This window comes from Candidatus Melainabacteria bacterium (genome assembly GCA_003963305.1).
In the GTDB taxonomy this organism is placed as follows: Bacteria; Cyanobacteriota; Vampirovibrionia; order Obscuribacterales; family Obscuribacteraceae; genus PALSA-1081.
On the sequence record RXJR01000009.1, the window covers coordinates 79,418 to 102,578 of the forward strand.

At 48.9% G+C, this 23,161-nt stretch carries 14 protein-coding genes; 9 read left to right on the plus strand and 5 right to left on the minus strand.

Annotated elements, in window-relative coordinates; translation table 11 throughout:
- The first annotated feature begins 58 nt into the window (after nucleotides 1–58).
- From EKK48_10405 to EKK48_10430, 6 genes are all read left to right on the plus strand, one after another.
- Nucleotides 59–6,505: a hypothetical protein gene (locus EKK48_10405; GenBank protein RTL42397.1), complete on the plus strand. Its 6,447-nt coding sequence runs from the start codon at nucleotides 59–61 to the stop codon at nucleotides 6,503–6,505.
- A gap of 15 nt (nucleotides 6,506–6,520) precedes the next feature.
- A complete protein-coding gene (locus tag EKK48_10410) occupies nucleotides 6,521–12,751 on the plus strand; it encodes a hypothetical protein (GenBank protein RTL42398.1) in 6,231 nt (2,076 codons plus the stop codon).
- 60 nt (nucleotides 12,752–12,811) lie between these two features.
- Nucleotides 12,812–13,429 (plus strand): hypothetical protein, encoded by a 618-nt coding sequence (locus tag EKK48_10415; GenBank protein RTL42399.1) that lies wholly within the window; start codon nucleotides 12,812–12,814, stop codon nucleotides 13,427–13,429.
- 242 nt (nucleotides 13,430–13,671) lie between these two features.
- Nucleotides 13,672–15,012: a DUF4102 domain-containing protein gene (locus EKK48_10420; GenBank protein ID RTL42400.1), complete on the plus strand. Its 1,341-nt coding sequence runs from the start codon at nucleotides 13,672–13,674 to the stop codon at nucleotides 15,010–15,012.
- On the plus strand, nucleotides 14,996–15,439 hold the full coding sequence (locus EKK48_10425; GenBank protein RTL42401.1) for a hypothetical protein: 444 nt from the start codon (nucleotides 14,996–14,998) through the stop codon (nucleotides 15,437–15,439). Before EKK48_10420 ends, EKK48_10425 begins: the two co-directional genes overlap by 17 nt.
- A 13-nt stretch (nucleotides 15,440–15,452) precedes the next feature.
- Complete coding sequence (locus EKK48_10430; GenBank protein RTL42402.1) at nucleotides 15,453–15,830, plus strand: hypothetical protein; 378 nt, start codon at nucleotides 15,453–15,455, stop codon at nucleotides 15,828–15,830.
- Nucleotides 15,831–15,917: 87 nt separating this feature from the next.
- On the opposite strand, the gene EKK48_10435 is transcribed toward EKK48_10430, so the two are convergent.
- The 4 genes from EKK48_10435 to EKK48_10450 all read right to left on the minus strand — a co-directional run bounded on the left by EKK48_10435 (nucleotide 15,918) and on the right by EKK48_10450 (nucleotide 18,763).
- Nucleotides 15,918–17,180, minus strand: a complete 1,263-nt coding sequence (locus EKK48_10435; GenBank protein ID RTL42403.1) for a hypothetical protein — start codon at nucleotides 17,178–17,180, stop codon at nucleotides 15,918–15,920.
- 112 nt (nucleotides 17,181–17,292) lie between these two features.
- A complete protein-coding gene (locus tag EKK48_10440) occupies nucleotides 17,293–17,757 on the minus strand; it encodes a hypothetical protein (protein ID RTL42404.1) in 465 nt (154 codons plus the stop codon).
- Nucleotides 17,758–17,806: 49 nt separating this feature from the next.
- The gene (locus EKK48_10445) at nucleotides 17,807–18,286 is read right to left on the minus strand and encodes a hypothetical protein (protein ID RTL42405.1); all 480 of its coding nucleotides are present in this window, start codon (nucleotides 18,284–18,286) and stop codon (nucleotides 17,807–17,809) included.
- Between the two features lie 195 nt (nucleotides 18,287–18,481).
- On the minus strand, nucleotides 18,482–18,763 hold the full coding sequence (locus EKK48_10450; GenBank protein RTL42406.1) for a DNA-binding protein: 282 nt from the start codon (nucleotides 18,761–18,763) through the stop codon (nucleotides 18,482–18,484).
- A 308-nt stretch (nucleotides 18,764–19,071) separates the two neighbouring features.
- On the opposite strand from EKK48_10450, the gene EKK48_10455 reads away from it, so the two are divergent.
- A complete protein-coding gene (locus EKK48_10455) occupies nucleotides 19,072–19,596 on the plus strand; it encodes an RNA polymerase sigma factor (GenBank protein RTL42407.1) in 525 nt (174 codons plus the stop codon).
- Between the two features lie 537 nt (nucleotides 19,597–20,133).
- A complete protein-coding gene (gene ssb / locus EKK48_10460) occupies nucleotides 20,134–20,670 on the plus strand; it encodes a single-stranded DNA-binding protein (protein RTL42408.1) in 537 nt (178 codons plus the stop codon).
- 294 nt (nucleotides 20,671–20,964) lie between these two features.
- Here the strand turns inward: ssb and EKK48_10465 are convergent, their stop codons facing one another.
- Entirely contained in the window at nucleotides 20,965–21,393 is a 429-nt protein-coding gene (locus tag EKK48_10465) for a hypothetical protein (GenBank protein ID RTL42409.1), read from the minus strand.
- A gap of 1,258 nt (nucleotides 21,394–22,651) precedes the next feature.
- On the opposite strand from EKK48_10465, the gene EKK48_10470 reads away from it, so the two are divergent.
- Nucleotides 22,652–23,122, plus strand: a complete 471-nt coding sequence (locus EKK48_10470; GenBank protein ID RTL42410.1) for a hypothetical protein — start codon at nucleotides 22,652–22,654, stop codon at nucleotides 23,120–23,122.
- The last annotated feature ends 39 nt before the right edge of the window (nucleotides 23,123–23,161 follow it).

Below are 23,161 nucleotides of genomic sequence, written 5' to 3' on the forward strand. Positions count from 1 at the left end.
TGTCTTTGTCGGAGTTTTGAACGTTTCCATAATATTCCAATTTTCAAGGAGAAGCGCAATGGCTTCCGACAGAGCACTGCGTATGCAGGCAATCTTTGGTCATCAATTCGAACAGCTCATTAGCAGAATCAATTTACTGATTCCTGCTGTGCTGGCGTTACTTTTAACACTGTTTGTCCAATCAAGTGCTAGTGCTCAAGCCGTTACCTGGACGAAGACCGACCTTGGCAGCACCGGAGCCACAGGCACATACAGCTTCAGCTCCGGTACATTCACCATCGCTGGTGCCGGTAATGGCATCGGCGGCACCGCCGACAATTTCACCTTTGTGAGCACCCCGACCAGCGGCAATGTTGAGCTGATTGCGAAAGTGTCATCGCAAACAAATACCAGCAATTACGCCAATGCCGGTCTGATGATCAAGGACACACTGACCTCGAATGGTGCTATGGCGATGGTCGGTGTAACACCCGGTAATGGTGTTAACTTCACATATCGCACCGCCGATGGAGCAAGCAGCACAACCACACTGGGACCGTCTATTGCCGCGCCTATATATCTTCGGCTGGTGAGAAGTCAAGGATCAATTGCCGGATATCAATCCAGCGATGGCATAAATTGGTCTGAGGTTGGCACTTGCCAGTTCAGCCTGCCTGGTGCCTTTTATATTGGTTTCGGCGTCACCAGTGCAGTCTCTGGCACACTTAGCACTGCCGTTTTTACTAACGAGAATTTCATGGTGAACGTGCCGCAGCGCAGCGCCAACCTAGCGGCATGGTTTAGAGCCGACAGCGGTGTCACATACAGTGGCACCAGTGTTTCGCAGATTGTCGACCAGTCAGGCAATGGCAATAATGCCTCACAGTCTACGAGTGCTAAGCAGCCTACCCTGGTCACATCTGCACTGAATGGCTTACCTGCGATTAATTTCAATGGATCATCACAGTTTCTCGCGCTTGGACCGGGCTTTGCCAATTTCAACTCAGGCGCAAGTATATTCATCGTCACCAAGCCGACCAGCGTAACAACCAACGTCCGTATCTTCGATTTTGGTAATGGTGCCACCAGCAATAATGTAGCCATATCTGAGACTGCCTCAACAACGGCAAACTTGCTTGTCTACAACGGCAGCACCTCTAGCAGCCTGCCTGCTTCCGGAGCTCTCAGTGCCGGTACATTCTCTTTGCTCGAAGCTGTGCACAGTGGTTCGGCCACAGCTACGATCTATTCAAACGGGGTGCAAAAAGCTACCGGCGCGATCAACAATATCACCAACATTAATCGCAGCGGCAATTTCATCGGCACAAACTTCGCTAACAATACTTTTTTCAACGGGCAAATCTGCGAGATGCTCGTTTATTCCGCACCTCTTACGACCACTCAACGCATTGCACTGGAAAGCTACTTCCTGAGCAAATACGGGATAGGCAGCGCACCCACACTTAGCGCACCAACCATTACCCCGGGTACAGGAGTTTACTCGACCACGACTCCCGTTACGCTCACTGCTGATCCCGGCGCTGCCATTTATTACACCACCAACGGAACCACTCCAACAACATCGTCGAATCTATACAGTGGACCATTCAACATCAGCAGCACCTCTACCGTTCAAGCAATTGCCTGGATGACACCTCAGTTTTTCACCAGCAGCAGCGTCTCTTCTGCGATTATTCAGATCGATCCGGCCTCAAGTAACGTCAAGAAAACCAACCTCCAGCTCTGGTTAAAGTCAGACCTGGCTGTATCGACCAGTGGCTCAAACGTCACGCAATGGACGGACGTCTCTGGCAATAACATGAATGCAACACAGAGCGTATCTGCAAATCGTCCTACACTTGCCGCGAGTGCAATCAACGGACTGCCTGCCATCAACTTTAGTGGTTCGTCGCAGTTTCTTAACCTGCCCTCGGGATTCTCAAATTTCTCATCTGGTGCCACAATTTTCTTAGTCACTCAACCCAATACGGTTACGGCTAGCGATGTTTTCTTCGATTTTGCTACAACAGCTTCCAGCAATAACAACATTATCGCCGCGACCGTTGCTGCCGCTGCCGGAAGCGTCTCTTACAACGCCTTCAACGGTAGCACCGGAGGCACCATCACCTCACCGACGGGAGTTTTGGTAGCCAACACTCCCTCGCTTCTGGAATTTACGCAGAACACTTCTACGACCGCAACGATATACAACAATGGCGTGCAAGTCGTCCAGGGCAGCGTACAGACCATACCTAACATCACACGCGGCTTTAACGCTATTGGTGAAAATTCTACATTCTCCACTGGTTTTCTACACGGCAAAGTTGCTGAAATCCTGGTGTACAACACTCAGCTATCAGCGTCCGATCGCGCAGATGTCGAAGGCTACCTTTTTGCCCGCTACGGTCTGAAAGTCGCAGCACCACGTTTCACTCCAGGCACAGGAGTCTACTCCTTGGGCCCGACGGTAGGAATCGTAGCAGACCCAGGCGCAAGTATCTATTACACCACAGACGGTAGCACCCCAACAACGGGCTCCACGCCATATACAGGTCCCTTCACAATATCAAGCGCCACTACTCTCAAGGCGATTGCAGTACAATCATTTGGCACAAGTGCAGTCTCCAGTATATATATCCAGGTCGACTCAAAGGCAGCTGCAGTACCACGTAGTGGTATCAACCTGTGGCTAATGGGGGACGCCGGAGTTCTGACCAGTAGTTCAAATGTGACTCAATGGTCTGACTTTTCCGCTAATGACAATCATGCCACACAGAATACCGGCGCGAACAGACCGTCGCTCGTCACGAACGCAGTCAACAGCCTGCCTGCCGTCGCTTTCAGCGGCTCGTCACAATACCTGCAGCTACCTACGGGTCTAGCCGACTTTACTGCCGGCTCAACTGCTTTTGTTGTCACCAAGCCATCCTCTATCGTTAACAACGCTCGCTTTTTCGACTTCGGCAACGGTACAGCCAGCAACAATGTTTATCTGTCAGAGTCTACTTCACCAGCATCTTCAGCAAATTTCTTTGTCTACAGCGGAGCTTCTTCAAGCTCGCTCAATTCGACCGCAAATAAGATCACGGCCGGCTCATATCAACTTCTGGAAGTAGTCTCCGGCTCCGGAAGCGCAAGCATTTTTACAAACAATGCACTTGATGCCTCAGGCACCGTATTCAATATTGCCAATACTTCACGCACAACAAATTACATTGGCATAGATGCTGCAAAGACGGCTGCGAATTCATACAACGGGCAGATGGCAGAAGTAATTTTGTACAACCGACAGCTCACTGGTTACGAACGCGCCGCCGTCGAATCCTATCTACATGCAAAATACAACGTCAACCCATCTCCGACGCTAGATGCGCCAACCTTCTCGCTTCCTGCCGGAGTCTACGGTAGCACTCAGACGATGGTGCTGAGCCAGGATCTCAACCAGCCGATATATTACACCACAGACGGAACCACTCCCACTACTTCCTCGACCCTTTACGATCCAAACTCGGGAGGATTCCCAATCTATGGCACCACAACAGTTAAAGCCATATCGGCGGGCTCAAACTACACAACAAGTACCGTATCCAGCGTCACAATCCAGATCGATACAAGTACAGCCACTGTCCCCAAATCGGGACTGATCACCTGGCTTAAGGCCGATTTTGGGGTCATAACAAGTGGTTCTAGCGTCACCAACTGGACTGATTTCTCCGGAGCTGGCAATAGCGCGAGCCAGGCTACATCTACCAAACAGCCAAGCTTCGTCACCAATGCTGTCAACGGTTTTCCCGCTATAAGCTTCGATGGCTCATCCGACTACGTACAGTTACCGTCCGGCATGGCTAACTTTACAGGCGGTGCGACCATCTACATCGTGGCAAATCCGTCGTCAATTGTTAATGCCAAGAGACTGTTAGATTTTGGCTCGGGCGTCGCAAACAATAACAACCTCACAGTCAGCGAATTTGTGAGCGGGCCCAATAAAGGCACTTCCTTTATCTCATATAACGGCAGCACTTCCAGCGGTGTATCGTCATCATCAGGGCTTACCGCAAACACCTTCCAGGTGCTTGAGTATTTGCAAAGTTCCAATGGTGGAACCCTTTTCACGAACGGTACTGTGACTGCCGCCGGAACAGTGACAAATCCAAATAACGTCACTCGTACAACAAATATTATTGGCGCCGCCTCCTCCGGTACGGACTGGTTCACAGGCAGTATCGCAGAAATTCTAGTCTACAACACTGCCCTTGATGCAAATGGTCGTGCAGCTGTTGAAACATACCTTCTGAATAAATACGGCATTAACTCTGCCCCCACCGCCCCTACAATCAGCCCGAACAACCAGGTATTTTCATCCGGTCCACAAACCGTCACGATCACAATCCCGACCGGCAGCCAGGTGTACTACACCACCAACGGTACCACACCAACAACCAGTTCGACACCGTATTATATCCCGTTCACTGTCAGCAGCTCTGCTCAGGTCCAGGCAATCGCAGCCTACGGAGCACAAAGCAGCACGGTCGCATCCTCCTTCATTCAAATTGACTCGAGCACTGCCAACGTATCTCGCACGAACATGGCTGTCTGGTTGAAATCGGACTTCGGCGTCCGCACCTCAGGCTCAAATGTCACAGACTGGACCGATATGTCCGGTAGTGGCAACACAGCCAGCCAGAGCAATAATGCTAAACGCCCCACGCTCGTCACTAACGTAGTTAACAGTCTGCCGGCCCTGGCATTCGATGGCGCCACACAGTTCTTGCAATCACCTGCGGGACTGGCTGACTTCACCGCCGGTGCAACCGCATTCATCGTCACCAAGCCCACTTCAATTGTGAACAACGCTCGCTTCTTCGACTTTGGCAACGGCTCAACCAGCAATAACCTTTATTTCTCAGAAACGACAGCAAATGGCACAAACCTGTATTCATACAACGGTTCCAGCGCGAGCCATGTCACTTCCGCGAGCGGCGTAACGGCCGGGCAATACCAGATCCTTGAGGCATTGCATGACGGCACCGGCGCAGCCTTCCTCTATACAAACGGGGTGCTTGGCGGACAGGGTCTCTTAAATAACATCACCAATATTTCCCGATCAGGCAACTTCTTCGGAACGGACTTCGCCAAGGCCCTCTTTTTTAGCGGACAGATGGCTGAAGTAATCATCTACAAATCAGCTATCACACCTGCACAAAGAGCGACAGTTGAATCGTATCTAGCCGCCAAGTATGCCATTACTTCCATGCCACCGCAGTTCAGCCCTGGTACAGGCGCTTACGCAGCCTCACAGGTTGTGACAATCACAGCCGACCCTGGTGCAACTATCTATTACACCACAGACGGTAGCACCCCAACGACCGGCTCCACTGTCTACTCAACTCCACTCACTTTGAACTCAAACACTATCTTGAAGGCTATTGCCGTACTGAGTTATTCAACCAGCCCGGTCGCAACAGCTTACTTCAACATTGATGCCAACACGAAATCTGTTCCTCAGACAGGTCTGCAACTGTGGCTGAAGAGTGACTACGGTGTGCAAACCACGGGCTCCTCGCCATTTAACTATCTCTCTCAATGGACGGACTTCTCAGGAAACAACAATCACGCTCTGCCAGGCAGCAGCGCACCATTCTTGTCAGCCAATGCCATAAATGGTTTACCTGCAATATTCAATCACGACCTTGTCTCACCACCACCTGCTACAGGCACACTCACTCTGCCCTTTGGATTCAGGAACTTTTCGACCGGCGCAAACATTTTCCTTGTCACGAAGTCCCTGAATAGCTCGGTTCCTGCATACATTTTAGACCTGGGCAACGGTGCCACCAGTGACAATATCAGCGTTCTCTCCACCACCGCTGCCACAACCGCTACGTTCAACTTGTACACAGGCAGCACAAATCACACACTCAGTGCGACAAACGCACTCCCTGCCAGCGTATTTGAAATCCTCGAAGCGCAGCAGGGAGGAACGACCGGATACATTCAGGGCAATGGTGTCACTGCCTCAGGCGCACTGCCGAATGCCAACAACCTAACTCGCTCGATAAACAGCATATTTACGAACTACAACGCCAGCTCAAGCTTCAAAGGCGGTCTTGCGGAGGTCCTCGTTTACGACCATGCCCTGTCGAGCGCGGACCGGGCCGCTTTGCTCGCCTACTTGAACACCAAGTATCAGTCCTCAACTCTGACCAGCGCACTTGCACCAACAATCGTTCCGGCGACGGGATCTTTCCCGGCCCCCCTGCAAGTGGCAATAAGCGCTCAAGACGATACGAAAATCTATTACACCACAGACGGTACTACACCAACCACCGCCTCCACGCTCTACACAGGACCAGTTAGCGTCTACTTCACACAAACTGTCAAGGCCCTGGCTGTCCAGAACAGCACTGGTGCTCAAAGCAGCGTCACGTCAAATACCTACACTCTCGATGCCAACCAGTGGCCCGCGCCTTCCGCTGGCGGACCACCACTGCAGCTGAATCTGCAACTGCCTACGACTACTCAATAACCAGAGACTCACATCATGCAAGCTCGATACTCTTTATTCACACAACAAATCCGCCGCGCCACAAGCTGGCTAATGCTGACTTTGCTGACTTTCACAAGTCCCTTGCAGACGGCGGTTGCAGGCACGCTCGTCCACCACGACTTGCCAATACCGCCAGCGGTGCAGGCAATTCTCGATCAACAAGCAAAGGAGAACAAGCCGAGCCGTTCGGTATCAGTGCATAAAGGTAGTCGCAAGATCACTATAGTAAAACCAACACTGGGGTTTTCCAGTGCACCGTCTGACCTCGAACTTTCGACGGCGCGAATCTTTGCAGAACCACTGATACCACTCGAGATTCAACCTGTGGAAGGTGAAAATACTGCACTGGCAAAGGCGCTGACTGATTTTTTGCATAAGGAAAGCAGAGAAGACATCTCTGACCTGACCAGCTTCATCTCGAAGTTCCCTGAATCGCGCTGGCTCGCTGCGCTCGAATTAAACATGGGATTGAACCGTTTTGAGACCGGTTATTTGAAAGATGCGCTCAGGTTTTTCAACTCGGCCTGGGAATTATCCAAAACACAAAAACGTCAGCAGCAAAAACTCATGGCTGATCGCGCGGTTGCCGAGCTGCTTCAGCTTGACGCGCGTCTGGGTCGTATGGACGAACTGAAGGAACTGTTTGCTGCGATCAAGGGACGCGGTATGCAGGGCTCAAACGAGCAGAAAGTAACCGCTGCGCGCGAGGGTCTCATGAAAATGACCTACGACCCAGGCAACGCATTTTTGTGCGGACCTTCTGCCGTGAACGCACTCCTGTACAGGGGAAAACAGCTCGGCCAGAGCCCTATTGTTAAGGCAACAAAATCTACCATTCGCGGAACGAACCTTCAGCAGTGCAAAGAGCTTGCTGACAAAGTCGGTCTGCACCTGCAAGCAGCAAAGAGAACTGCAGGAGCTGAATTTATTGTCCCGGCTGTTATGCACTGGAACACAGACCATTTTTGCGCAATCACATCCTTGAATAGACGGCGATATCAACTACAAGATTCAACGTTCGATATCAACTCAAATGCCTGGGTGTCGGCCCAGGCTCTGGAAGCGGGCTCAGATGGCTACTTCCTCGTACCGGCAGGCCAGCTTCCGAAAGGATGGCAGCCAGTTTCCGAAGACGAGGCAAAGAATGTCTGGGGCAAAGGAAATTCGGGAGGACGCAATCCTGAGCAAGGCCCTTGCTGCCCTGCCACTACCCCTGGAGCAGTTTGCCCCAAACTGCCACCATGCAAAGGCATGCCTCAACCATATGCTCAAACGCTCAACGCCACGCTGAACATGGTTGATACTCCCATGAGCTACAATCCGCCCGTCGGACCGGTCATGGATACAACATTAGTCTACAAATACCTGGAGATAAACCAGCCCGCTAATTTTACTTTTGCCAATTTCGGTCCGGACTGGGCATACAACTGGATTTCTTATCTAACTGTAGATGCCTCTCAAAATGCCACAGTAATGGTGCGCGGCGGTGGCGCCGAACGTTTCCCTTACACTTTACCTGACAACGTTAGCAACCCATACCCACCTAACGTCAGCTCCCAGGCGATTTTGACGATCGCTGATGACGGCGTATACAGGCGCCTTCTTCCAAGCGGCGAAGTTGAAGTCTTCAACCAACCAGATGGCACCGGGCGAATCTTCATGACTCAGGTCATTGACCGGCATGGAAATTCGACTGTCATCCAATATGATGCGAATTTCCGCCTCACCTCTGTCACGGACGCCCTCAGTCAAGTCACATCATTCACGTACGTATCAAATACGATCGGCAATGTCGGCTATTACAAAATTTCTCGCATAACAGATCCGTTCAGTCGCTTCGTTTCATTTGCCTATGACTCAACCGCCTCCGTGATGACTTCGATCACCGATGTCGTCTCAAACCTTTCCACGTTCACAACCGACAGCGGAACGTCGTTTATAAGCGCGCTCACAACTCCTTATGGCACAACTTCCTTCTATCAGTACGTGCCACCACAAGATATTTTGCAACCACCTGCTGTCGGACTGCGATTCACATTCCCAGACGGCAGCAGCGCTGTTTTAGAAAATTGGGCATCCGAGACCAAGTCTAGTTATTACTGGGATCGTGAGGCGACTGCATTGTATCCAAATGACCCCGACAATAAAGTCTACAGTCACTGCACTACTACCAAGTTTCTATTGGACCCGGCAACCGGTCTGACCAGCCCGGTCATAAGTTTCATCAAGCCTCCGCTTGAAAGCGGGATCGACTATTTAACCGAGGGACAGAGCGGCAACTTTGTCGGCACAAGCAATAACCCTATTCAAATCTCTCGTCAAATGGACGACGGCAACACGCAGAATTATTTCTATACATATAACAAATTCGGCAAGGTGACTAAGTCAACAGACCCTGTTGGAAGAACCTTCTCCTATCTATATGCCGCAAACAGCATTGATCTGTTGGAAATACGGCAAACACGCTCTGGTAACAACGACCTGATTGGAAAGTGGGAGTTCAACAACGACAAACATCTGCCCAATTTGTATATTGACGGCTCAGGACAGCATACTCAGTACGCATACAACAGCTTCGGCGAATTGACTCAAGTCACTGATGCAAATAGCAACGTCTGGACACGCGCTTACGATGGCAACGGTTATTTAACACAAACTGACGGTCCATTATCTGGAAACAAGGACGTAAGCAGCTTTACTTACGATTCATATGGGAGATTGCTTACGAGCACGGACTCTGAAGGTTATACGCTTACCTTTAGCTACGATGCGCTCAACCGCCCCACTCTCACAGCTTATCCAGACGGCACAACTGAACAGACGGTCTGGAATAAGCTGGATGCGATTTTGAGAAAAGACCGCATCGGACGTTGGACGCAAGACTCATACAACTCTATGGGTCAAATCGCGTTTGAAATGGATGCACTCGGCCGTAAAACAAAGTATGCCTGGTGCAATTGTGGCTCGCTAGCTACACTGACCGATCCGACAGGCAACATCACCACATGGCACCACGATTTAGAGGGGCGCCAGATCGAAAAGGTGTATCAGGACAGCACCACCGTCGACTACGTCTATGAAAATAACACCAGTCGCCTCAAATCAAAGACTGATGCACTCAATCAAACAACGAATTATAGTTACAACCTGGATAATTCACTCGCGCAGAAGAGCTACACCAACGCAGTTAACCCCACATCGACAGTTAACTACACATATGACGCCAACTACAATCGTCTTTCAACAATTCAAAACGGCTGGGGAACATATAGCTACAGCTACAATGCTTATGTTACAGACCCTTACGCGGCGCCCACTACAGGTGGTGGCAGATTGTCCACGGTCACTAACAATGTCATTCCAAATTCAGCAGTTTCTTATTCATATGACGCCCTGGGAAGAACAACAAATCGCTCAATAGACGGCGCGAACAATTCAATCACTTGGTCTTATGATGCCATGAACCGTATTACATCCGAGGCAAATGCTCTCGGAACGTTCAACTACACGTATGTGGACGACCAGAGCGGTAGCTCAAAAGGCACCACAAGGCTCTCTGCAATCGCCTACCCGAATAGCCAGGTGACTAATTTTAGCTATTACGACAACCTGGGTGACCAGCGTTTGCAACAAATATGTAACTTGAAAAGCGATGGCACTGCTCTTTCTCAATTCAGCTACGGCTATGACCCGGCTGGTCAGATCACACAATGGCAACAACAACAGGCTGGAAACAATCAAAACGGACATTATGCCTATGATTTAGCCGGACAACTTATCACTGCGCAATCCGGCAATACAAACCTGCCTCCTGCATATTGCAGTCAGAATTATTATGCTTACGATAGCGCCGCAAACAGAACTGCCAGTCAGCAAAGCACTAGTAAAACCGTGCGACTCGGCGGCAGTATCACTGCCAGTGATGTCCTCACCCTGACCGTGACCGACTCAGGTCTATCCAGTCCTGAAAACGTGTCGTACACAGTCCAACCAGGGGACACACTCACATCGGCTGCTGCTCAACTGGCCGCTGCCATAACGCTGAACACAAATTTGCAGACACTTGGTGTCAATGCCACGTCAAACGGAAGCAATTTGTTCGTCAAGTCAGTCTCACCCAATATCACAACCTACTCATCGTCACTCAGTGGCGGAGCAACAGAAACCATTGCAATCGGTATCAATACAAACACGCTCGAATTAGCCTCCATCGGCGGCACTAAAACGACCGGGGACGTGTTGACGATAACAGTGCACGATCCAGCGCTCAGTGGTGGAAGCTCATCAGCATCCTATACGGTACTGGTGGGTGATAATTTGAGCACTATCGCCTCGGGTCTGGCGTCGGCAATTAACGCCAATTCAAACCTATCCACTCTTGGTATGACGGCAACTTCGTCAGGTCAAGTAATTCGTGTCGCGTCCACATCAGCGAACACAACCACATACACTCAGAGCGAAAACACTGGTGCTACAGAAACAATCGTATTTGGCATCAGCCCAAATGCCCCGGCTCATGTAATGATCGCTGGCAGTAAAACTACGGGCGATGTCCTTACTGTCACGGTCTACGACCCAGGTTTGAGCGGTGGCTCCCAGGCAGTTTCATACACAGTCTTATCAGGCGACACACTTGCATCGATGACAGCAGGACTGAGCGCGGCCATAAATGGTAATTCTAACCTCCAGACTCTGGGAGTCAGTTCAACCAGTGCGAATCAAATAATTACGATTAACTCCGTTTCTACAAAGTCGACTTCGTTTAGAGGCACAGCAAACGTTGGTGCGTCTGAAACCATAACCGTCGGCATCAATGCTAATGGTGCTCAAACAGCGGCCCTGTCCGGCGCGGTAACCGTCGGAGATACTGTCTCTGTCATCGTCAACGATGCTGCTCTGCCTGGCGGCTCTAAAACCAAAACATATACAGCTGCGTCCGGCAACACACTTTCCAGCATCAGCAGCGGTCTGGCATCAGCAATCAATGCCGACACTGATTTATCCGCTGCCGGTATTACGGCAACTGCAGTCGGCGCTGTTCTAAACATCACCTCGCAATCGGTAAACACCACTACTTATTCCACTTCAACCAGCGGTGGTGCGACTGAAACTATTTCTCTCGCCAAAAGCACTAGTGTCACTCAATTCGGCTACAACAACGTCAATGAGCTTACCTCCACATCTGGGGGCGGCGCCACGCGTTTTGAAGGCTATACGAACAAAGCAATCAAATCAGCAACTGTCAACGCCAATCCAGTTACGTTAGATTCCAGCCTGCACTTTAATGGCAATGCAACATTATCCTCCGGCAACAACACGGCAACAGTTGCAGGTACAGATGGCAACAACAACACAACTTCCAACAATTATGCCGTTTCAGTTAAGGGCGGAGCAAACTCATCGCTCACTTATGACCTGAATGGCAACCTAACCAATGATGGCACCAACACTTACTCCTGGGACGCCGAAAACAGGATGATCAAGATAACTTATCCGGGGGTGAATAATTATTCGACTTTCGGATATGACGGACTGAGCAGAAACATTTCGATTGTTGAGACTACGGCTGGGTCTGTGACTTCGACAAAACAATTCGTTCGAGCCGGTCTAAAGGCACATCGCCTTCAGCCTATGGAAGAAAGAGATGCAAGTGGCACATTGATTAAGAAATTTTTCCAGCTAGGACAAATCAACAGTGCAACCAAGTATTTCTATGCACACGACCATCACCTATCTGTTGTAGAGTTGACAGATAACAGTGGCAGTATACTCGCCGATTATGCTTTCGATCCCTTTGGTCAGTCAACGAAGACCAATGCTGCCGTGGATTCAGATTTTGGATACGCAGCCTATTATGTTCATGCCCGTAGTGGCTTAAACCTCGCTCTCTTTCGAGCATATAAAGCTGCTGTCGCCCGATGGATAAATCGAGATCCTATAATGGAAAAAGGTGGCATCAACCTTTACAGCTATGTGGGAAATATTCCTATCAAGTGGACTGATCCATTGGGATTGTTGATTTGCCATGATGACGAATGGCATGATTGTGCAAGAAGATGCAATAAGTTCGGACCGGGCACTCCAGAATATAAGCGATGTATGTTCGTATGTCTAAAACAAGGGTCCCCAGGCTGGAACGACTGTGCATTTGAGTGCGAAGGGTTAGGACGTTGGACCCCTGAGTGGATTAATTGTATGTATGAATGCCTAGGCGGAGAAGATTAGACGTATTGATTGGAAGCGTAAGGACTAACATAGAAGAGTGGCTCTGGAAGGATCAAAGTTATGTTTGAGCAATTTACCGAACCGGCAATCAACTCTATAGAATTCGCTCATGAAGAAGCGTACTTCTTAGGTCTGGATCTAATCGACACCGAACATGTGCTTTTGGGATTGGTTTCTGAAGACGAAGAACGAATAGGGCTGCTTCTAGGTGACCAGAAAATTTTGGCAGCAGCCGTTCAGGCGTTGGTGTTGGACCGAGCACAACGAAAAAGAACGCAGACCAATCAAACCAAGAGATTTGAGGAAGTAGTGTTTAACAAAGAGGTGAACGAAATCCTAAAGCTCGCAGCTAAAACAGCTGTTGGTTTGGAACACGTTGGCACTGAACATTTGCTAATAAGCCTTATAACACATGGTGAAAGCAAGCCGCTATTTAAAGAACTTGGCTTAAGCACAAACGATTTGCCTCATGAAATAGAATCTAGATTGAGTGTAATTTCGAAAGCGAATACCAAGAAATCGGCAATCGACAAAATCAATGTGATCGAGAGGCGCATCGCGACGTGGACGCGTCGGGTTGAACAGTGCCGCCAATTAGGCTTGCTCGAGCTTGAGCAAGAAACAAACAAAATCAAATCGACATGGGAATCAGAATTCTCCAAACGGAATAAGGGGTAAGGACTCAGGGCTTAGATTCTGCACCCTTGATTCAGAATCTGCAGCTCTCACAACACGCCTTTTCCAGCTATGCGTTGTCGACTCTAATTTTCGATCTGCTCCCGCGGGTGTAGAATCGTTGAAAGCCGCATAATAACTGCATTTTAGGCAGCGCGAAAACGTGACGATTTACCACAAAATTTAAAAACTGCAATCAATTAGACACCTCATTCCACCAATGCCATGATCGAATCAAGAGCGTCATGGATAGTACTGTTGATGGCATTATCCTTTCGTTCTTCAAAACGATACACACAGTCTACATTAGTGGGGTAGTTTTCTTGCCACGTCTGACAGCAAAATTCATCGACGAAAATGTGCGTCGTCCATGCCAGGGACAAAAGATAATACGAGATGACGATTTGAAGGGATTTGGATTGCGTGTGACCAAGGGGTCGATGTCCTGGATTGCCGAGGTTAGGGTTGATGGCAAGCTCAAGCGACTGACGCTGGGCAAGTACGAGCTGATGGCACCTGAACAAGCCCGAAACGATTGCAGGAAGCTCTTGCAGCGCCATGCTTTGAATGAGCAAATACAAGCCATTCCAACTCTGAGTCAGGTACAGTCAAGGTATCTGGAGGTTCGCAGTCTCAGCAAAAACACACTGAGAAACTACATCAATCTGACGAAGAGATGCCTTGGAGATTGGTATGAGCTGCCAATCACCAGCATCACGAAAGACATGGTGTTAGCTCGCCATCGAGAATTAACACGAACGACGCAGCAGAAATCATCTGGAAAAACTCAGGCTAATATGGCTATGAGTAACTTGAATAGCCTTTTCCGATTTGCGATTCACCACTACGAAAGCGAAGATGGAACACCGTTGATCGTGTCCAATCCTGTAGTGACTCTTTCGCAGAACAGAGTCTGGCATCGAACCGGCGTCAGGCGAGTTATCATCCCCGACCACAAGTTGTCTGATTGGTATCAGGCGGTTTTATCGCTGAGACAGAAAATGATTCGAGATTACCTTCTGGTCCTGATTCTGACTGGTCTGAGAAAAAATGAAGCGGCAAGTCTTAGATGGACCGATATCGACTTTGAGTGCAAGACTCTGACGATTCGTGCCGAGAACACGAAGAATCAAAACGAATACAGCTTGCCCATGAGCGAGTTTCTCGTGGCGATTATGCGTCGTCGAAAGCTCGATCCGCGCAAGTCGGATTTCGTCTTTCCTGGACGTGAGGGGCATCTCGTTGATCCCAAGCATTGCCTTGAACACGTCATTGACCGGAGTGAATGTGATTTTGTCTTGCATGACTTGAGAAGAACGTTTATAACCGCTGCTGCAAAACTGGGCATCCCTCACAATTTGATCAAGAAACTTGTAAACCATGTGTCTGTGGCAGACGTGACCGACGGCTACATCAGTCTGCAAGTTGAGCATCTGCGCGCCCCAATGGAGCAGATTACCAATCACTTCTTGAATCTATTTGGATACGACGAAAAGCAGTGGGATGAAGCTCTTCTTCGGACAGGGAAAGAAGTAATTGATTTGAATAGCCTTTTCGAGGACCTTCTCCATGCGATTAGCTTTTAGGCGCTACGACGAACTTCCAAACGACTATGCTTATCCACTCGACAAACTCGATATATCAAAATTTGCCGATTCATTCCTTCAAGAATGTGCCGCTGTTGTAGATTTCGAGTACTTTGAAAATACATCTGATGTGCTTCTCGTCAGTACTCGATGGGATTCAGCAACGAATTTATGGTCATTGAGGGTAATAGCGGCGCTCAAGGACGAAGTGGCTCAAATTCACCAAACCTTCATACAAAGCATCTTTCCTGAGCTGCAAGAATGGATGTGCGCTATCACGACTGAGCTGAATAGAAATCCAGAGCTTTGGACGAACTATGACTGCATTTATAAGTTTGAGAATTTCGAGCTCATCTCAACCAAATATAAAGCCGAGAGAAAATTCAGACGTCCACCACCTCGTAGCTCCATCGATTTTATGTTTTGACGTGTGTGCTACTTTGGACTTAGCCACAGTTACAAATTTGTCCTTTACGCTTGCCTTCCCCAAATTGAGAATTTTCGGAATACAAATAAATCGATTAATTCCGTCAACAGCAATATACCTGGCATCAGCAGTCAATGCTGACACTGACTTATCCGCTGCCGGTATTGCAGCCACTGCAGTCCGCGCTGTTCTAAACATTGGCTCTCAATCGGTAAACGCTACGACCTTTTCCACTTCAACCAGTGGCGGCGCGTCAGAAACCATTTCTCTCGCCAAAAGCACTAGCGTCACTCAATTCGGCTACAACAACGTCAACGAGCTTACCTCCACTTCCGGAGGAGGCGCCGCGCGTTTTGAAGGGCGGTTCGCACTCTCAGCAAAAACACACTGAGAACTACATCAATCTGACAAAGTGATACCTTGGAGATTGGTATGAGCTGCCGATGATCAGCATCACTAAATATTACGTAGGGCCAATTCAACGCCCCCGCTCATTCCAATCACTTCGCTCAACTTGCAAATCGTCCTCTCTCATTTGTTCAGCATCGTGATTACCCTCCAAACCGTTTGCTCGATTAATCTGATCGAAACTGATCGCATCGTCAAACAAAAGCCGGTTGATATCATGCTCAGTGGATCCAGTGCTCAAATCACCACCATGCTCTAACAATGCAATATTATGCTCCTTGAACTCAGCACCATCTATGAAGAATTCCAATTCCAACTCTTGATCAAAATCTTCAGTCCATCTATTCCAGTCATCGCTTCTTGGATAATCAACAACATAAACTTCCGTTCCAAACAGCGCTTTGCCGTGCTCTCTGTTCCACCAGTTCGCCACACGTTCCTGTATGTCAGTCAATCTCTGACTGGACTCCGCCTGGCTGCTAGTCACACCGGAGCCAGATGCCGCTTCTCTTTCTACCGTATAACTGCGGTCGCTGTGTTCTCTAACTGTCGACTCCTGAAAAGTGCGACTGTTGATTACTTGACTGTCTACGCCTTCATGCCGGTCATTTTGTACCTCTGCATGTTCACTATCGAACGGCTCCCTGGAGCCAGCATCAGCTGTCCGTGCGCCATCATCTAACTCACTCAGCGCTGCATCATCCGTTCGGTCGATATCAATCTCCTGCTCTCTCAGCTTGGACATTTCGTACTGCCACTCTTCTAATAGTTTGTCTCGATGCTCCTGTTTTATATCCGCGTACCGATAATGGTGTCCAGCAAATACTCTGTAAGCTCGCGATTCAACCCACTTGTGATACGCTTCTTGTAGGTAATCCAGGTCTGTCTCCCAGTAGTGCTTCTTCAGAACAGCAGGAAGATATGCCATGTCCTCCTCACAAACTTTCTTCACTTCAGCATCATGAAACCTCTCTTGCCGAGCTTGCGCTTCCGCAGTCAAACAATAGGTTTTATAAGTGTCAAAACTGGTTACATTCTCCCAGGCAACTTTTGCATGTTCTGCTTCTTGCAGCCGGTCTCCGGAAGTACCACCGCTTGCACTTAACTTTTCAAATTCGCCCTGCGCTTTTTGTTTATCGCTGCACATCAGCCTGATCTCTCGATCGAGCGCCTGTCTGATTGCCGCTCGACCTTCGTAAGAAACACTCTCGTAAAAATCCTTCGGTAGATCGCCTAACAACTTGCGCCAGGCGGCCGCTGCAATCTCACTCTCCGAGACACCATCGCTACCCTGCCGCCCTAAAATACTGTCTTGCAATGAATCATATTCCATATCCCTGCACCCTTACCGTTTTCAAATTTTTCATGCATCGAAATTTCTTTCGAGATTACCGTTACGCAACGCACACGCTGCAAAAGAAAACAGAGATTCCGACGCGCTCGATCTAAATTTCCTGCGCTAGGCCCTTTGTAATAGAAGCCCGCAGCTCATCAAGATCAGCCCAGCAAGTCTGCCTGATTATGGCTGGCAGTCCATATTTGATGAACTGCTCGCGCGCCCTGGCACGGCTTGCCGCATCTCCACAAAGATGCACAATTTCCGGCTTGTACCAGATGTCCGGCCTATCATCATGACTGTACTCCGTCACTTGAATCGTCAGTAAACGCTCACTCAAACTCAAACCCGCACTCAAACCCTCGCGCTCACTCGCGTCCTCGGGCTTCCCAGCGCCATCACACTCACTCGCACCCTCTGGCTTAATATCACTCAAACACCTGCGCTTACACTCACTCTCATGAGCCTCATTCATGAGAGCGCCATTCGCCAAAGACCGCTCTGACACCTGCTGCCATCCGCCATCGGTCAACTCATACTGAAAGTAATTTTTCTGCAATTCCATTCTCTTCACCTTGACTCCTCGATGTCTTCTTGATTGACCCGTTTTCTGCCAATCTCGCTCAAGCCTTTCGACTGAGATTTTTCAATAACTTTTTTGCATTCACATCTGGATGCTCCTTGTGCAGCTCATCCAGCAGGTACCAGGCATCATCCATGAGTTGACTCTTTACTTGCACAGATTCATACAACAAATACACCAACCTGCAACACGCCATCATCGCCTCGTGCAAATACCCCTGCTCGCGCATTTTTTCTACGGCGAGAAGCAAACGCTCAATATCGTCCATGTAACAGTTCATCTCCAGCACTAGATAATATGCCGGTAGAAGACGCACCACTTTGTCATATTCACCAAGGTCATGGTGCAATTCAATCAATTTCTCGTAAGGATAAATTAGCTCTGGCGCTACCCTGCCAAGCTCATTTTCAATTGCATCCAGCGCATCAGACAACACATCCAGTCTTTGATGCGCATCAGCGACGCTCTGACTTCTCTCTTGAATCCTGCGCCAGTTAGATTTCTTGCTGTTCTCTTCCATATCACTCACACCAGTCCTCTGTTTGCCTGCGCAAACCAAGCTCGCTTCTCTTCACCCTTTTCATTCTGGATAGCACAAGCATCTGCAAGCACAATTCAGCATCTGCAAGCACAATTCAGCATCTGCACGCGCATGTCCAGCTTCCGCAGAAGTATTCACGGCATTAGCCGCACAAACGTCTGCCCAAGCCACGATTTACTCGCTTGAAACAAGACCTTTTGTTCTTCTCTCTATGAACTTATCGAGATCGCTTTTCTTGTATCGAACCAGTCGCCCAATCTTTACGATCGGTAGTTCATAGCGTTGCGTGCATGTCCACACGGCCAGTGTTTGCTCTTTAATCTGCAAATATTCTGCGGCAGCTTTGCGACTGAGAAGTTCCGACTGGGGCTTTGCAAAAGGAACTACCCTGCCATCGGAACCTTTATTGCTGTCGCTTGTGTTTTTATCGTTTGTATTTTTGTTGAAACGCTGCATTTGACTTCTCCTTGCCTGTCCTTATCACTCCGGTGCCTCGCTCTGCAAGAACACATCGTTTGATAATTCGGAGAATCGCTTCTTTCAACTAAACCTACAGACGCCCCCCGACCAGGAATGTTTCCTGAAAAATTTCTCTTTGCATTTCCTGCTCAATCCATACCTTATGCCTTGCCCCCAGGCGAACTCGCCTCCGTGCCTGGAGAAGCGCGCTTCCGCCGTCAACCTGATGCCCTCCACTTAACTGCAATGACTCTGTCCCGCGCCTCTCCGTTTGGCCGGCGTAGTTCGCCAGAAGGAGGCAACATATGCAGAGTGTATGGACCAGGCAAGATACGCAATCAATGAAAAATACAGTTACAGGTATTTTGAGAAACAGATTCGGCACTCATCCAGACTTCGAAGATTATTTGCAGGAAGCGATGATGCATGTCTATGCTCAGAGAAACAAAATTCCAACCGGGTACACCCGCAATGCATACATTGGAAAAATGGTGATCCACTGTTGTTATTCTCTTTCTCGAAAGCAAGTCAAACAGACGTTAAACGCACATCAGTTAGTCGAACACGATAGCGATGAAATGCTGATGACCATTTGCGAAGAGCTCACCACGTATCAACCAGAAATGTCGGACCCAGGGACCACACGACTGCTCTGCGAAACTCTTCAAAGCCTCTCGCTCAATCACAGACAGATACTTTTATTGACAGCCGAAGGCTTCGATTACAAAAGCATAGCGGCAATTCTCAAAATTTCGATGGGCACCGTCCGCTCACGATTACATTATGCTAGAAAGATCTGCGCTAAGCGATTAGCACCACATCTAACTTAAAACAATCGGGGAAGCTGGTGATAAGCTGGCTTCCCTTTTAACTTCCACTTCAGCTGGCTTCCCTTTTACCTCCACTTCACAGTTTGGTTTTGGAGACTCCATCGGTGCGGTCTCACCGCGTAAGAAATAAGCGCCAAACGTGTGCCCTTGTTTTAAAACTACTCTCCCACCGATGCGGTCTCACCGCATAAGAAATACGAACCAAACGTGTGCCCCAGTTTTAGAACTACTCTCCCACCGATGCGGTCTCATCGCGTAAGAAATACGAACGCCGAACCACCAAATCACACCACAGCATCACCACACCTGGTACTGGTATCAGATCCCGGCAGTACGCGTGAATTCGCAGCATATCTTTGCTCGATACACCTGAAGACCTGTCCGCCCCCGAGATCTCGCCGCCCTGACGCCTTCGGCGTTTAGAACAAAGGTAGCCAGTCCGACATTAATCACAATTCATTGGTCAGATTCACTCTTCCCAGTTTGTTTGCGACATGAGGTCAACAGACCACCTAGCAAGCAAGGGAGTATCAAGCAATGACAAATGACATCAAATTCGAAAATAGCGTACACATGACTGGCTACGTCGGCAAAAATCCTGAATTCACAGTTTTCGAAAGCAAGAATAGACGCGCCAGGTTCTCTATTGCTGTCAGTCAACCGGTTGGACGCGGTCAACAGCCAAAGAAACCAATGTGGCTCGACATCGAAGCCTGGAATGAAGTTGCAGACAAAGTCCAATCGGCTACATTCGGCAAAGGATCTCTGGTCACTGTATTTGGTTCACTGGCGCCAAATTATTGGGAGCAGACGATCGGTGAAGTAACAATTGAGAGGCAAAAGGTCAAGGTTAAATTGAATCACTTAGAAATAATTGCGCCCAAGTCCTCAGCTGCCGAAACCTCACCACCGCAATCAACATCAGTGCCGGAATCGGACCCCGTGCACGAATCAGCTCCAGCGCACGAAACGGCTCCCGTGCACGAATCAGCTCCAGTGCACGAAACGGCTCCCGTGGAAGAAGCGGCTCAATTTCGAACGACACGCGCCCGCCGAACCGCGAAAACTGCATAACAGACGCTAATCGAAAAACAAGTGCGAGAGGTGGCTTAGGTCACCTTTCGTCGCTTTTTTCACCTTACAGCACTCTGACTGGCTGGCTCAAAGTGCAAATCAGATTTCGAACACGCGCCAAGCAGATCATGCGGTATCTTACCGTCGTTAAGAACCTGCCACACTACAATTTGAATGCCATGATAGCTGGTAGCAGTTGACCAGCCAACCACAATCCCGTCGATTGAATAAACCATAGGGAAATACCTGTCCTCTGGATTATAAATAACACTCAACGCTGGACGAGATGAGCATTTATCCCTTCGAATCTACTCTCATGTCCAGTTTTGGATACTGCTCAAATTTCAATTGTACGAATGCTTTTTTACTCGTAGGTAGCTGCAAGGAAGGGAGGCTAAGAAGACTCAAAGAATCCAGTTTGTTTTGGGGAGAGTCATCATAGATTCGCTCAATATCGCTCACATGACCAGATGAGTCAACCCTAAAGGTGTACATGGCGTGATCGCTAGATTTTGTTTCACAGTGCCGACGTTGCACATTGATTCTCTTCATAGACAACTTGAGCCAATGCTTCTCACGCGGAGTGATAGTCTTTAAATATTGCGCCCAGGGGTACAAACCCATGTTTCTAGACAATCCAGGACAATTTGTGACAGCGATAGCCATTCCTGGAATGAGCAAGCTCACCATGGTCATAAGAAAAGCGAACGGCAGCTTTTTCATTGAAAATTCTCCTTTATCCTAGATTCTTACAGCATATCCTGACTGAAGTAGTGAGAGCGAGCAATCGCTCTCACTACCAATCATTGAGATGAACACGAATCCGGCAACTCATAATTCTGCTGCTGCTGCTAACTGTTCAATCCAAACAGATAAAACAACGCCTGTGCTTCACTTCAAAACACTTTGTCGACTGCCTGGTTACACTTAACGCCCACACTCTCTGCCCGGCTCTACCCCTCGCCCAATCCCTTTCGGTACTCCAGGAGCACCAAATCCCGCCCTTGTCCTTCCTACTGCACCCGCACCTCTCGTCCTTTTCTTGACTTGACACCTATCCGCCTTCGACTACGCAACTCCTTCCACTCACACCCCCCTACGCCCGAATCCACTTCCCGATACTCCCCCGCACCTCCCCCTCCCGGCTAAGGTGATGCTTCCGCACCTGGTCTAGGCACCAAGATTCTATGTCATCAATTTTGATTACCTTTGCTCTCTATTGATCTGCTTGAACCTCTGCTCTTTTACATTGCCCCTGCTGCACCATATTCAGTGCCCGCTCTTTAGCCGAACGTTGCCGATACATTTCAGCAACTCTGACTTCTACTGATCCGTCGCCACATGGCTTCTCGCTAGACCGCCGCAATAGGCTGCCTGATAGCAATGAGCTGAATCGCCATCACTCGCTTAGAAAACAGATCGAATTCGGAATATCTGCCGAACGCAGCGAAGAGATCGGAACGCTATTGGAATTTGACGCCATTTGTCATTGCTTGATACTCCCTTGCTTGCTAGGTGGTCTGTTGACCTCATGTCTGCACCATACTGGTAAGACTGGATCTGATCAATGAATTCTGAGTAATGTCGGACTGGCAATTTTTTATACAAACGCCTGCGGCGTCAGGGCTTTCAAGACGGGTTTGTTGCCCCGGGGTTTATATTCATCGCTCACTGATTCTCAATATTTCTAACCATTGATTGTCTTTGCTCTTGTTCTTTTGCCGTTGATTGAATCAAGACTCATGGAACTTCTTCACTGTTTTTCTTTTCACGAAAGTGCGACTCGATTCGATCCCGAAAACTGGATAACACGAAGTGCCAGTTGTAGGGCAGGATAAAGGAAAATACGATGAGGCTCTGAAACCCGCCACCCTGCTTGTTTTTCGCTACTATCATTTTTCCACTTGGAATTTAATCACCACTATCACCGCCGGTAGTGCTATGCTGGATTAAGCTAATCGACACTATCAGGAGAACGAAAATGCCTCCAAGCAAAAAATTCCAAGCATCGTCGGTAGCGTTGGCGGAATCAGATCGAATCGCTCTTGCGAAACTAGCCAACGAACTCGGCAAATCAAAGGGTCAGGTCGCCCGGGACGCTGTTAGATGGTACGTCCAGAACCATGAACTAATTTCATCAAACGAGAAAGAAGATCAGTTAGTCAGAGTAATCTTGAAGTCGACAGACAGAATAATTGGCGTCATCAAAAATTGCACCAATCGAATCTGCAGCCTGCAAGTGCGTACCATTATTGATACCAATTTGACCATGATGCTCTTCTACCGCATGTTGCCTGCCTCTGAGGCAGACAAAGTAATGTCCCACATGTATCGCATGGCAGTCTCACGAGTTATGCGTAAGATCCCGCCGGACGAACTCAAGATCGCCAACATGATCCGGGAAGGACTGGAAGAAGAACTACTGGATGAAGAGCTTCCTCGAGCCAGTTAACTCAGGAGCCAAAAACTCAAACGCCACCCATGAACCGGT

Bases quoted from the DNA above. Each gene is read 5' to 3' on its own strand.
- EKK48_10470 (RTL42410.1), top strand. From the start codon at position 22,652: ATGCCTCCAAGCAAAAAATTCCAAGCATCGTCGGTAGCGTTGGCGGAA.
- EKK48_10435 (RTL42403.1), bottom strand. From the start codon at position 17,180: ATGGAATATGATTCATTGCAAGACAGTATTTTAGGGCGGCAGGGTAGC.
- EKK48_10445 (RTL42405.1), bottom strand. From the start codon at position 18,286: ATGGAAGAGAACAGCAAGAAATCTAACTGGCGCAGGATTCAAGAGAGA.
- ssb (RTL42408.1), top strand. From the start codon at position 20,134: ATGACAAATGACATCAAATTCGAAAATAGCGTACACATGACTGGCTAC.
- EKK48_10405 (RTL42397.1), top strand. From the start codon at position 59: ATGGCTTCCGACAGAGCACTGCGTATGCAGGCAATCTTTGGTCATCAA.
- EKK48_10425 (RTL42401.1), top strand. From the start codon at position 14,996: ATGCGATTAGCTTTTAGGCGCTACGACGAACTTCCAAACGACTATGCT.
- EKK48_10455 (RTL42407.1), top strand. From the start codon at position 19,072: ATGCAGAGTGTATGGACCAGGCAAGATACGCAATCAATGAAAAATACA.
- EKK48_10465 (RTL42409.1), bottom strand. From the start codon at position 21,393: ATGAAAAAGCTGCCGTTCGCTTTTCTTATGACCATGGTGAGCTTGCTC.
- EKK48_10410 (RTL42398.1), top strand. From the start codon at position 6,521: ATGCAAGCTCGATACTCTTTATTCACACAACAAATCCGCCGCGCCACA.
- EKK48_10450 (RTL42406.1), bottom strand. From the start codon at position 18,763: ATGCAGCGTTTCAACAAAAATACAAACGATAAAAACACAAGCGACAGC.
- EKK48_10420 (RTL42400.1), top strand. From the start codon at position 13,672: ATGGATAGTACTGTTGATGGCATTATCCTTTCGTTCTTCAAAACGATA.
- EKK48_10415 (RTL42399.1), top strand. From the start codon at position 12,812: ATGTTTGAGCAATTTACCGAACCGGCAATCAACTCTATAGAATTCGCT.